The sequence below is a fragment of the Filimonas lacunae genome, from assembly GCF_002355595.1.
Lineage (GTDB): Bacteria > Bacteroidota > Bacteroidia > Chitinophagales > Chitinophagaceae > Filimonas > Filimonas lacunae.
Window position 1 is genome coordinate 5,429,708 of record NZ_AP017422.1, and the last position, 11,915, is coordinate 5,441,622.

General features: G+C 44.5%; 12 protein-coding genes. 4 read left to right on the forward strand and 8 right to left on the reverse strand.

Annotation, left to right across the window (positions count from 1 at the left end; genetic code table 11):
- Positions 1–36 precede the first annotated feature (36 nt).
- Positions 37–1,131, reverse strand: coding sequence for an Mrp/NBP35 family ATP-binding protein (locus FLA_RS21405; RefSeq protein WP_076382265.1), 1,095 nt, complete (start codon positions 1,129–1,131; stop codon positions 37–39).
- Positions 1,132–1,253: 122 nt separating this feature from the next.
- Between FLA_RS21405 and FLA_RS21410 the strand changes: the two genes are divergently transcribed.
- Positions 1,254–1,904 (forward strand): carboxypeptidase-like regulatory domain-containing protein, encoded by a 651-nt coding sequence (locus tag FLA_RS21410; protein WP_076382266.1) that lies wholly within the window; start codon positions 1,254–1,256, stop codon positions 1,902–1,904.
- A 12-nt stretch (positions 1,905–1,916) separates the two neighbouring features.
- Entirely contained in the window at positions 1,917–2,804 is an 888-nt protein-coding gene (locus FLA_RS21415; RefSeq protein ID WP_076382267.1) for a 3-hydroxybutyryl-CoA dehydrogenase, read from the forward strand.
- Here FLA_RS21415 and FLA_RS21420 read toward each other — a convergent pair whose 3' ends face one another.
- Together FLA_RS21420 and ribD are read right to left on the reverse strand one after the other, a co-directional pair.
- The gene (locus FLA_RS21420) at positions 2,805–3,416 is read right to left on the reverse strand and encodes an IMPACT family protein (RefSeq protein ID WP_076382268.1); all 612 of its coding nucleotides are present in this window, start codon (positions 3,414–3,416) and stop codon (positions 2,805–2,807) included.
- A gap of 19 nt (positions 3,417–3,435) precedes the next feature.
- On the reverse strand, positions 3,436–4,491 hold the full coding sequence (gene ribD, locus FLA_RS21425) for a bifunctional diaminohydroxyphosphoribosylaminopyrimidine deaminase/5-amino-6-(5-phosphoribosylamino)uracil reductase RibD (protein WP_076382300.1): 1,056 nt from the start codon (positions 4,489–4,491) through the stop codon (positions 3,436–3,438).
- Positions 4,492–4,551: 60 nt separating this feature from the next.
- Here ribD and prmC point away from each other — a divergent pair, with 60 nt between their 5' ends.
- Positions 4,552–5,409, forward strand: coding sequence for a peptide chain release factor N(5)-glutamine methyltransferase (gene prmC / locus FLA_RS21430; RefSeq protein WP_076382269.1), 858 nt, complete (start codon positions 4,552–4,554; stop codon positions 5,407–5,409).
- A 19-nt stretch (positions 5,410–5,428) separates the two neighbouring features.
- Here the strand turns inward: prmC and FLA_RS21435 are convergent, their stop codons facing one another.
- The 4 genes from FLA_RS21435 to pepT all read right to left on the reverse strand — a co-directional run bounded on the left by FLA_RS21435 (position 5,429) and on the right by pepT (position 8,921).
- A complete protein-coding gene (locus tag FLA_RS21435; RefSeq protein WP_076382270.1) occupies positions 5,429–5,827 on the reverse strand; it encodes an ExbD/TolR family protein in 399 nt (132 codons plus the stop codon).
- Positions 5,828–5,871: 44 nt separating this feature from the next.
- On the reverse strand, positions 5,872–6,564 hold the full coding sequence (locus FLA_RS21440) for a MotA/TolQ/ExbB proton channel family protein (protein WP_076382271.1): 693 nt from the start codon (positions 6,562–6,564) through the stop codon (positions 5,872–5,874).
- A gap of 100 nt (positions 6,565–6,664) precedes the next feature.
- Positions 6,665–7,588, reverse strand: coding sequence for an SPFH domain-containing protein (locus FLA_RS21445; protein ID WP_076382272.1), 924 nt, complete (start codon positions 7,586–7,588; stop codon positions 6,665–6,667).
- Between the two features lie 88 nt (positions 7,589–7,676).
- Entirely contained in the window at positions 7,677–8,921 is a 1,245-nt protein-coding gene (pepT, locus tag FLA_RS21450; RefSeq protein ID WP_076382273.1) for a peptidase T, read from the reverse strand.
- 107 nt (positions 8,922–9,028) lie between these two features.
- Here pepT and FLA_RS21455 point away from each other — a divergent pair, with 107 nt between their 5' ends.
- Positions 9,029–9,985 (forward strand): DNA/RNA non-specific endonuclease, encoded by a 957-nt coding sequence (locus tag FLA_RS21455; protein ID WP_076382274.1) that lies wholly within the window; start codon positions 9,029–9,031, stop codon positions 9,983–9,985.
- 84 nt (positions 9,986–10,069) lie between these two features.
- On the opposite strand, the gene FLA_RS21460 is transcribed toward FLA_RS21455, so the two are convergent.
- The gene (locus FLA_RS21460; protein WP_159445188.1) at positions 10,070–11,905 is read right to left on the reverse strand and encodes an OmpA family protein; all 1,836 of its coding nucleotides are present in this window, start codon (positions 11,903–11,905) and stop codon (positions 10,070–10,072) included.
- Positions 11,906–11,915 lie beyond the last annotated feature (10 nt).

An 11,915-nucleotide genomic window follows, 5' to 3' on the forward strand; every position in this document is an offset into this window, starting at 1 on the left:
TGAATGGTATAAAGTATATCTTGTATGTCAACGGAATTATGCAATTGACGCTAACACCTGTGAAGGCGCTGCTGATGCATTACGGATGGCAATGTTACGTGCTGCTGCACCTGCAAAAGCCTCAAATGCCGCTACGGTAGCCGGATCATTGTTAATGATAGCCGGTATGCCTTCGTCACCTGCTTCGCGGATACTTTGCACCAGTGGAATTTGTCCCAGGAAGGGCAGATCATATTCCTCAGCCAGCTTACGTCCACCTTCTTTGCCAAAGATGTAGTATTTCATATCAGGCAGTTCGGCCGGGGTAAAGTAAGCCATGTTTTCTACCAGTCCAATGATAGGCACTTTAATCTGCGCCTGCCCAAACATCGCAATACCTTTTTTAGCATCTGCCAGGGCCACGTTCTGCGGAGTGGTTACAATTACCACGCCCGTAACAGGCACTGTTTGCATTAAGCTGAGGTGAATATCACCGGTGCCGGGCGGCATATCAATAACCAGGTAATCCAGTTCGCCCCAATCTACATCGGTAACAAACTGCCTGATAGCACTGCTTACCATCGGGCCACGCCAAACCACTGCATTTTTTTCATCTACCAGCAAACCAATGCTCATCAGTTTAATGCCGTGTTTTTCCATCGGCACAATAATGCCTTTGCCATCTACTTCACGCATCATCGGACGCTGGCCACGTACGCCAAACATAATAGGTACGCTGGGGCCGTAAATATCCGCATCCATTAATCCTACACTGGCGCCGCCTTTGCTCAGGGCCAGTGCCAGGTTGGCAGCTACCGTGCTTTTACCCACGCCACCTTTACCGCTCACTACTGCTATAATATTTTTTACACCCGGTAACAGCATCTGCGAATCTTTACGGTTGGAGCTGGTATTGGCGGTAAAGTTCACCTTCACCACTGCCTCCCTATTCACCAGTATTTTAACCGCGTTAACACATGCTGTTTGCATCATGTCCTTCATAGGACAGGCAGGTGTGGTAAGTACTACTGTAAATGATACATTATTCCCTTCTATTACAATGTCTTTCACCATATTCAGCGTCACAAGATCCTTACCTAAATCGGGTTCCTGCACGTTGCTCAAAGCCTTTAGAATATCAGATTCAGTCATCACCCATAATTTTGTTAAAAAAGAAATTCTGCCGCAAAGTTAACCCATGAGGGGGTTACTTTGTTATGTTAGTATAGATTACTTAGAAATACGTATCATTGAAGAATAATTAACTGTTTGGCATGAAGCGACTTTTACAGTTTTTTCTTTTAGGTTTTATTTTTTTGTCAGTAACCCAATCCGAAGCACAAACCAAAACGGTTTCAAAAGATTCGGTTGTACAATTGTATGGTGTTATTATGAGTGCCGACAGCCTTCGTGCGCTTGCTCAGGCCAGTGTGATTGTAGAGGGTACCGGACGAGGTACTTTAAGTAACGATCAGGGTGTATTTTCTATTGTGGTGCTACGCGGCGAACAGATCCGTTTTTCCAGTACCGGTTTTAAAGACAAGATCATTACCGTTCCTGACACATTGTCTGGAAACGATTATTATGTGTTTCAGTTACTGGTGAATGATACGGTAAACCTTCCCGCCACCATCTTAAAACCCCGCCCCAGCCGGGAACAATTTGAGCGGGATTTTGCCAATACCGACATTCCGGCCGATCAGCTGGAAATTGCCCGCCAGAATACTGACGAAGCTACCCGGCGCATTTTAGCAGCTACCCTGCCTAAAGATGGCCGCGAAGCAGTAAACATGCAATTGCGCCAGCAGGCCACCAAATATTACTACAATGGCCAGCAGCCGCCTATCAATTTATTTAACCCGTTTGCCTGGGCTGACTTTATCAAGGCCTGGAAACGAGGTGATTTTAAGAAAAAGAAGTACTAAGTCATTTGCCATATGAAAAATGTTGCTGTTATTGGTGCAGGTACAATGGGCAACGGAATAGCCCACGTATTTGCCGAGAAAGGTTTTATTGTTAGCCTGATTGATGTGAATGCCAGTCAGCTGGAAAAGGCAGTGGCCACCATTGGCAAAAACCTGGACAGACAGGTAACCAAAGGGCTGATAACAGAAAACGGGAAAAACGAAGCCTTATCACGTATTATTACTTATACCGATATGCAGGCCGGACTAGCCGGTGTGCAACTGGTAGTAGAAGCAGCTACTGAAAACATCGATTTAAAACTGAAAATTTTTACACAGCTGGATCAGCTGGCTGCTCCGGAAACTATATTAGCCACCAATACCTCTTCTATTTCCATTACTAAAATTGCAGCTGCCACCCAACGCCCCGGTAAGGTAATAGGCATGCATTTTATGAACCCGGTGCCAGTGATGAAACTGGTGGAAATTATTAATGGCTATGCTACTACGCAAGAGGTAACAGAAACCATTACACAACTAAGTGTACAACTGGGTAAAGAGCCTTGTGTGGTAAATGATTATCCTGGTTTTATTGCCAATCGTATTCTGATGCCCATGATCAACGAGGCTATTTACAGCCTGTTTGAAGGTGTCGCTGGTGTATCGGAAATTGATACCGTAATGAAATTGGGTATGGCCCACCCTATGGGGCCTTTGCAACTGGCCGACTTTATAGGCCTGGATGTTTGCCTGAGCATTATGCGCGTACTGCACGATGGGTTTGGCAATCCTAAATACGCGCCCTGCCCGTTATTAGTGAATATGGTAACCGCCGGCAAACTGGGTGTAAAAAGTGGGGAAGGTTTTTATGTTTACACCGCCGGATCAAAAGAACTGGTAGTGAGTAAAAGCTTCCAATAACTATTTCTGCAAACGTTGTACAGTTACATAATGCATGTCTTTTAACCGGTACAGCATTTCTTCCAGACGCGCTTTGGGAATGCCAATAGTTAACAGCATAAACAGCTGCTGCTGCTGGCTCTGAATAGAGCAATCGTGCTGCTTTACCAGTGTCATCACTTCATTCATGCGGGTGTAATCGAATTGCAGTTCGTACAATACTTCAATGGGCTTTTGTATAGTAGGGGTTAGCTGTAAAGCCATTACCGTAGCCGTTTTATACGCATTGATCAATCCCGGCACGCCCAGTAAAGTGCCACCGAAATAGCGTACCACAACCACCGCTACATTTGTTAGCTTTTTACTGTCAATCTGCCCCAGTATGGGTTTACCTGCACTGCTGCTGGGTTCACCATCATCGCTGGCGCGAAAGTTATTACCATCAATGCCCAAACGATAGGCAAAGCAATGGTGATTGGCTTTGGGATGTTCTTTTTTCAGTTGCTGCAGTTTTTCTTTAAACTGCTCTGCACTGGAAACAGGATAAGCATAGGCCAGGAAGCGGCTTCCTTTGTCTTTAAACTCAGCAGTGGTGGGTTGGGCAATAGTTTGAAAAAATTCAGGGTCCGTCATAACCTTTTATGCAATTCCTTTATTGTTGATTGTTAATGTAAGTATCGATACGGTCGTTTTGTAATTGACAAGTAGCTACCGGTGTAGCAGTTTCCAGCTTAGGAGCAGCCAGCCCCTCCTTTACCCATAGCTGTTCGTTGGTAATAACACGGGCTTCATCCCAGCAGTTTTCCGCTATAATAGACTGTTGCAAATAAGCCCCCCCTTCTACCAGCACACTTTGAATCTGTAATAGATAACAGGCATTCAATACCTGGTGCAGCAAACTGGTATCATTGTTCACCTGGTAATAATACACACCTTCGATGCGGGCATTCACTAATTTAGCATCCAGTTCCTCACTGTGCTTTTGCGTATTGAACACAATGGTTACCGGGCTGCCCTGCATCAGATGCAGGGAGGAAGGCAGTTTCAGGTCTTTATCAATCACCATTCTTACCGGGTGCTTTCCCTGCCACAAGCGGGCTGTCAACTGCGGATTATCTACCCGTGCAGTTTGCGTACCTACCAGTATACCCGTTTCTTCGGTGCGCCATTTGTGCACCAGCCGGTTAGTGAATTCGTTACTGATAATAAGCCTGGTATTGCTATAAGATGCTATTTTGTCGTCAGCGGTTTTGGCCCATTTCAATATCATATAGGGCCTGTGCCGGGTGTGAAAAGTAAAGAAGCGTTTGTTCAATTCCAGGCAGTCCTGCTCCAGCACACCTGTTATTACGGTAACACCCGCCTGTTGCAACTTTTCAATGCCTTTGCCATTCACCTCTTTAAAAGGATCGCGACAGCCCACCACTACCGTTTGAATGCCGTGTTTAATAATTAAATCAGCACAAGGTGGGGTTTTACCAAAATGCGCACAAGGCTCCAGTGACACGTAAATGGTAGCAAGCGGTATCAGATGTGCATCTTCGGGGCGTACACTGTTTATACAGTTTACCTCAGCATGCGCTTTTCCATACACTTCGTGGTATCCTTCGCCTATAATACGATTTTCATATACCAGCACCGAGCCTACCATAGGGTTGGGCGCTACTCTGCCCGCCCCCAGCTTTGCCAGCTGCAGGCATCGTTGCATATATGATTCGTGGCTGAACATTTTGTGCAAAAGTAGTTGAAATGGTGCTAACATTGCAGTATGACCGTTCAGGAGGCTTACAAACGCACGCAGGAACAATTAGCGGGGTTATACGACAGCCGGGAGGCAACCAACATAGCCGAGCTGGTAATAGTGCATATTACGGGGCTAAGCCGTACCGACAGGCTGATACATGGCACACGGTCTTTAACGCATTCCGAAGCCAACCAGCTTACTTTGTACACCCTGCAACTGCTACAATCCATGCCGTTGCAGTATGTGCTGGAAGAAGCCTGGTTTGCCAATATGCCCTTTCTGGTAAATGCCCATGTGCTTATTCCCCGTCCCGAAACAGAAGAACTGGTAGAATGGATTGTACAGGAAGCCACTCACTTACCGGCCCCTGCTCTGCTGGATATTGGCACAGGAAGCGGCTGTATCCCTATTGCTATAAAAAAACAATTGCCACAAGCGCAGGTTCATGCGCTGGATATATCGCTACAGGCGCTTGCCGTGGCCAGGCAAAATGCGGCTAAGCTGGAAGCCGCGGTTACCTTTCACCAGGCCGATATTCTGCAACCCGCCAACTGGACTACCTTTCCGGTTTTTGACGTGGTGGTAAGTAACCCTCCTTATATCCGTGAGATGGAAAAAGTAGCCATGCACTCCAATGTGCTGGAGCACGAGCCCCACCTGGCTTTGTTTGTACCGGACAGGGATGCGCTGTTGTTTTACCGCACTATTGCCGTTTTTGCACAACAACACTTAAAAGCACAGGGCCTGTTGTTTTTTGAAATTAATGAAGCACTGGGAGAAGAAACAGTGCAACTACTTGCCCATAATGGCTTTACCCAAATAGAGTTAAAAAAAGACATGCAGGGTAAAGACCGGATGATAAAGGCAGTAAAAGCCGGTTAGCACGGCTATACGTACAGTTTTATTGCACGTTGGCAACCACTTTAGCACCCGATTTTTTAGCTACCCGCATAATACGGAATACCTCGCCATAAAACGCGATGCTATCGGCATTGATCACCACAGAAGGGGTGTCAATATTAGTGGTATATTTTGTCACTTCCATTTTCAATAAAGAGTCCAGCATTTCACGGGGCACCTCTGTTTGTCCCATGTACACCTTCTGATCTTTATCAATAGAAATTACGATGTTTTGTTTGGCTTTGGTGTCTTTCTGGCCTTTGGGGTTATTCACCTTTACTACATTGGGATTGGCCAGGGTAGATACGATCAGGAAAAACAACAGCAGTATGAACAGAATATCATTTAATGCACCTGTATGCACTTCGGTATGAGACTTTTTACGCTTCCTTATATTCATACTACTGTTTGGAAATAATCAATTAATAAACGCTTCTACAACTACTATCTTGTCGGCTCCTGCAAAATATCTATGAATTCAGCACTGGCCGCTTCCATTTTATTAGCTGTTTTATCTACCTGTGTAGTGAGGAAATTATGTAACACGTAGGCAATTAAGCCAATGATTAAACCGGTACCGGAAGTAACCATTTTCACGTAGATACCACCTGCAATAACACTTAACTCGAAATTACCGGTGCTGTTGATTTCATAAAACAACTGAATCATACCTACAATGGTACCCAGAAATCCGAACATGGGTGCAATACCAGCCACCAGTGACAAAATGTTCAGGTTTCTTTCCATTTTATACATTTCCAGCTGCCCTACGTTTTCCATGCTTTTCTCAATCACATCAATAGGCTTGCCTATACGCTGTAAGCCTTTGTCGATAATACGCGCCACGGCATTGTCTGTATTGCGGGCCATATTGCGGGCAGCAGACAAATTATTGGTCATGATATTATCCCGTATAATGCTCATAAAATTGGAATCAATCCTGGAAGCTTTGCGAATGGCAATCAATCTTTCAAAGAAAACAAAGATGGATGCTACCAGCAGTAAATACAAGGGATACATGATCCAGCCCCCTTTATTCAACAAACTCCAAAGTGATATTTGCTGAGGTGCCTGTTGCACAGCATTGGCTGCTGCATTCAACAATTTGGCACTATCCACCTGTAACAGTAATCCCATTCTTACAATTTTATATGAGCGCTAAAATAGAGTGTATGGCAAAACAACGCTCTGAGTGTTAATAAATTTCGTTGTCTTGCCATTTTAAGAAGAATTTATCCTATTTTTTGTCCATCCCCATCTTCATCATGCCCATAATCTGGTTCATGTTGTTTTCCATACCGGTGGGACTGCCATCCAGGAAAATGATATTTCCCTGACCTGCTTCCGCAAAGTTTTTCACGGCTTCTGTCCACATACTGAAAAGGATGACATTGGTATCGAGGTTAGCCTGCTTCATTTGTTCAGCAGCATGACTCATACCACGTGCCACTTCTTCACGGAACAGCGCCACACCCTGACCACGTAATTTGGCGGCTTCTCTTTCTGCTTCCGCAGCAATTTTAATAGCATTACCTTCTGCTTCGGCAGCTTTGGTTTTGGTAATCAGTAAAGCCTGACCTTCGTTTTCAGCTGCGGCTTTCAGGTTATTACTGGCCACCACTTTGCTCATACTTTCCATTACTGCTTTATCAAACGTGATATCGTTGATCTGCAAGTCCATCAAATGATATCCCCACTCTTCCAGCACATGGTCTACCTCCGACTTTACAGAATCTACAATCTCTCTTCTGGAGCCCAGTATTTCTGCCTGCTTTTTAGTGGCTACATAAGAACGTATGTTACCTTCAATAGTTCTGATGAGCGCCTGCATAAGATCGCGGTCACTAATAAACTTAAATGCTACCTTTTTAATAGTTTCTTCGTCGGCATTTAACACAGCATACAGCAGCATACTTTTAAAGTACACATTAGCCTGATCAATAGTAACAGCCTGGAATTCCAGCTCTACCGATCTGTTCTGGATACTGATGCGACGATAGATGTTTTCAATAAACGGGATCTTTACATTCAATCCCGGGCGAAGAATACGGTTATACTTTCCAAATACGGTAGTTACCGCAATGGTAGCCTGGTTCACTGTAGCCAGTCCGCTTAGTAGAATAAGCAGAATTACTACAAGAATTACAATTGGAACGGTCATTTTCAACGAGTTTAGGGTAACAAAATACGAAACATTCTATAATTACGGCCTGCGGAGCTAATTTGATCCGCAGGCGGTTATACCAGCATTACTTTTCGGCCCATACCTGTGCCAGGTGTACCAGCACCTCTACAGCCTTATGCATATCCCTTACCCCAATCCATTCGTGCTTGCTGTGAATAGCCTGCATGCCGGTGAATACGTTAGGGCAAGGCAGTCCCATAAAACTTAAACGACTGCCATCAGTGCCGCCACGGATAGGCTCTTTGGTTACCTGTAAACCGGCTCTTTGATATGCTTCTTCGGCATAAGCACCTACCTGGGGATGGTTTATCAACACCTCTTTCATATTACGGTATTGCTCATGTACTTCAAAAGTCATGGTAGCACGGGGATGCTTTTTCAGCACCTCTTCTACAATACCTTTTAACCTGGCTTCGTGTTTGACCAGGTTGGCAGTAGTGAAGTCGCGTACTATAAAATCAATAGTAGCTTTTTCAGCAATGCCACCTATAGCCACAGGGTGCACAAAACCTTCCCTGCCGGAAGTAGTTTCGGGGCTAAACTCACCTGCAGGCAGTGCAGCCAGTATTTCACCTGCTATTTTTAAGGCATTTACCAGTTTATCTTTTGCATAGCCCGGATGCGCTATTACACCATTCACGGTAATTTTAGCAGCATCGGCGCTAAAGGTTTCATCTTCAAAGGTGCCCAGCTCGCCGCCATCCAATGTATAGGCAAACTCCGCTCCCAGCTTTTTCAGGTTTACATGAGCAGTGCCCTTGCCTACTTCTTCATCTGGTGTAAACAGTATTTTAATTTCACCATGCTTTACCTCCGGATGTTGTAACAGGTAGTTAGCCATATCCATGATTTCCGCTACACCGCTTTTATCATCTGCACCTAATAAGGTTAAGCCGCTGGCAGTGATAATATCCTGACCTATATGTTGTTGTAAATATGGGTAATCCTTTACAGAAATAACCTGGGTGGCATCGTCAGGTAAAACTATGTCTGCACCATTATATTGTTTATGCAGGATAGGCTTTACATGAGTGCCGCTGCAATCAGGGGCCGTATCCACATGGCTGCAGAAACAGATCACCGGAACTTGCTTCGTAATATTGGAAGGTATTGTTGCATATACATATCCATACTCATCCATATGCGCATCGGCCAGCCCCATTGCTTTTAATTCCTCTGCCAGCACACTGCCCAGGTTCTTCTGCTTTTCTGTGGTAGGAGCAGCAGCAGATGCCGGATCGCTCTGTGTATCCACCTGCACATAACGCATGAACTTTTCAACAACTGTAAATGTATAATTCGTAAACATAACCTAAATTTAATGCGGCAAATTATCGTATAAAAACCTATTTTATAGCCTAACTGTTTATTTCTTTGCACTTTTTATCCAATGCCTTACTTATTTTAATTACACACATGAACAAGCAGAAATTTTTACCAGGGGCATTAGTAGCATTATTGTTTACTATATCCTGTACCAAACAAACCGTAAACAAAGCGGAAGAGCCACCAGCCACTACTCCCGACACTATTAATGTAACTATCCCTGTAGAGGTTAAAGATACCATTACAGCGGGTGATAACAACAACCTGTTGCTGGGTAACCCCACCAATGCATTACCCAACAGCGCTTATCCCAACAACTACCTGATCAACCAAACCTATTACGCAGAAGCGTATAGCCGCGACAGAGGTATCCCGGTATGGGTGAGCTGGCATTTACAGGCTTCAGATGTAGGCACTGCCAGCAGACAGGATGATTTCAGACCGTATACAGGTTTACCCAGTGGCTGGTATCAGGTAGGTGCATCCAGTTATAATGGAAGCGCTTCCGGCTTTGACAGAGGACACAACTGTCCTTCCGGCGACCGCACCAGCACCACTGCCGCCAACAGCACCACGTTTTATATGACCAACATGATTCCACAGGCAGCCTACCTGAACCAGGGACCATGGGAAGGTTTGGAAGACTATATCCGCAACACCCTGGTAAGCACTTCGGGAGAAGCTTATATTATTATGGGTAACTACGGCAGCGGTGGTTTAGGCCGTAACCATACCGACACAGTTAGTACTTTAGACGAAGGCCGTGTAGCAGTACCTAAAAAAGTATGGAAGATAGCGGTGATATTGCCAGCTGGTAACAACGATCTTAACCGTATTACCGAAAGCACAACCATATTGGCTGTTAACATGCCTAACTATGACAATTTATATAGCACCAACAGCGCTGGTAAAAGCGCATGGCAAAATTATACTACTACCATTAACGATCTGGAGGCTGATGCTAAGCTGTATGGTGTAAACTTAGACTTATTGTCTAACCTGAATGCTACTGTAAAAGCAGCATTGAAAAAGAAAAAATATAATTAATAGTTTATGCTGTAGCGATAATAAAAAAGCAGCTTCCTGGTGGGGAGCTGCTTTTTTTTATGGATTTAGGGTTGATGGGGGGCTTTATTGTTTTGTATACTTTACTTTAATCTCCACTCTCCTGTTTTCCTGTCTTCCGGTAGGGTTATCTTTCTCTCCTATTTTATTAGCTGCCACCGGGCGGGTATCTCCATACACATCCTTGTTAACGCGGGTAGTATCTATTCCTTTTGTTTTCAGGTATTCCAGGCAGCTGTTTACCCGGGCGCGTGATAACCGGAGGTTATAAGCTGCTGCACCTTCCGCATCTGTATGGCCAGTGATATCAACAATTGCCGTTGTATCTTCCTTCATCATTTGTACCAGAGAATCTAATACAGTGCGGCCGCTTTTATCCAGCGTTGACTTATTAAAAGCAAAACGAACTGCCATTTCCAACGTAACACTTTTTAACCCTACCTGCTCAGGTGTTACGGGTGTTGCTACCGTGTCCGGCACAGCCATCGGCGTTTCCGGCGTAACAGGTACCTTTTCTGCTACAGGCGGCGCAGGCTTCACCGACGCAGGCTTTTGAGTAACAGCATACAGTTGCAAGCAACAATCAGATTCCCTGTCAGAACTGATCAATGCATGCTGTAATATGTCATTAGTTGCATTGCTGAAAAAGTAAATGTCGTTTTTTAGCGAGTTTACAGGATAGCCCAGGTTCACAGGTGTTTGCCAATGAACACCTTCGCCTTTACTGCTGTATAAATCAAAGCCGCCCATGCCAATACGGCCATTGCTGGCAAATACCAGTGTTTGTGAATTCGCCTGATAAAAAGGCGCTTCTTCATCAGCAGGCGTATTGATAACAGATCCCAGGTTGTTAGCCTTTACTACTTTACCGGCAGCATCTATATCAGCCATCCACAAGTCGTTACCACCTATACCTCCAGGCTGGTTGCTGGAAAAGAGAAGACGGTTGCCTTCGGCATTGATAAAAGGCTGCATGCTATTGTAACCAGGCACATTCACTATTGCATTTAATGCAACAGGAGTGCTCCAGTTTCCTTGCTTGTCTTTTATAGCCACCATTATACAGCTACTATTCGTTCCCTTGACTTTTTTAGCCGTTAAGTACATGTATTTGCCATCACTGGTAAAAGAAGCCGTTCCATAATGCCATTCATCACTATGCTGTAATACAGCAGGAGCTGCTGTTATGCTGTCATTCCATTGTACCGCATAAATACCATTGATATACAACGGCGATTGCTTAGCCTGTTCTTTACTGATAGCTGTAAATACCAGCTGCCCGTTAAGGTTAGTTATAAAGGGGGCATAGATACCATTGGCAAAGTTGCTGCCTGCATTCAGTTTACTAACAGTAGCAAACGGCTCGCTATTTTGCAATTGCTGCTTTGTCCATTGCAAACTTTCCAATGCTTTAGCAGCCTGGTTACGCAATGATGCATCAACCTCTTTGCTTGCTGCTAGTTGATTCAGATGTTTTTCAGCATCCGCTAATTTTCCATTCGACCACTCGCATACTGCCAGTTTTAAAAACGCCGGCATTTGTTGTATACTATCCAGTTGTATAGCCTGCCGGTAACTTTTTTCTGCCAGCGTGTACATGTTCAGTAATAAATAACATTCTCCCAGTTTATACCATATATCCGCAGGTTTGCTGGTAGTGGCTGTTTTATCGGAGTAGCTTATTTTACGTTGTACATAAGGTTCGACGGCTCCGTTGCGTAAAGAAGGATTCAAAAATTTCTCGTAGCACTGCGCTGCTTCATAATAACTATGGTTTTCAAAATGCAAATCGCCTTTGCGAATGTAGCTTCCAGATTGGGCTGATGCATTATTGCCGGTTGCCAGCAATAGCATGCCCCACACAAGCCATTTTTTATATAGAGTTGTATTCTTCGTTGTCATGTAAAATGTC

Bases quoted from the DNA above. Each gene is read 5' to 3' on its own strand.
- FLA_RS21405 (WP_076382265.1), bottom strand. From the start codon at position 1,131: ATGACTGAATCTGATATTCTAAAGGCTTTGAGCAACGTGCAGGAACCC.
- FLA_RS21410 (WP_076382266.1), top strand. From the start codon at position 1,254: ATGAAGCGACTTTTACAGTTTTTTCTTTTAGGTTTTATTTTTTTGTCA.
- FLA_RS21415 (WP_076382267.1), top strand. From the start codon at position 1,917: ATGAAAAATGTTGCTGTTATTGGTGCAGGTACAATGGGCAACGGAATA.
- FLA_RS21420 (WP_076382268.1), bottom strand. From the start codon at position 3,416: ATGACGGACCCTGAATTTTTTCAAACTATTGCCCAACCCACCACTGCT.
- ribD (WP_076382300.1), bottom strand. From the start codon at position 4,491: ATGCAACGATGCCTGCAGCTGGCAAAGCTGGGGGCGGGCAGAGTAGCG.
- prmC (WP_076382269.1), top strand. From the start codon at position 4,552: ATGACCGTTCAGGAGGCTTACAAACGCACGCAGGAACAATTAGCGGGG.
- FLA_RS21435 (WP_076382270.1), bottom strand. From the start codon at position 5,827: ATGAATATAAGGAAGCGTAAAAAGTCTCATACCGAAGTGCATACAGGT.
- FLA_RS21440 (WP_076382271.1), bottom strand. From the start codon at position 6,564: ATGGGATTACTGTTACAGGTGGATAGTGCCAAATTGTTGAATGCAGCA.
- FLA_RS21445 (WP_076382272.1), bottom strand. From the start codon at position 7,588: ATGACCGTTCCAATTGTAATTCTTGTAGTAATTCTGCTTATTCTACTA.
- pepT (WP_076382273.1), bottom strand. From the start codon at position 8,921: ATGTTTACGAATTATACATTTACAGTTGTTGAAAAGTTCATGCGTTAT.
- FLA_RS21455 (WP_076382274.1), top strand. From the start codon at position 9,029: ATGAACAAGCAGAAATTTTTACCAGGGGCATTAGTAGCATTATTGTTT.
- FLA_RS21460 (WP_159445188.1), bottom strand. From the start codon at position 11,905: ATGACAACGAAGAATACAACTCTATATAAAAAATGGCTTGTGTGGGGC.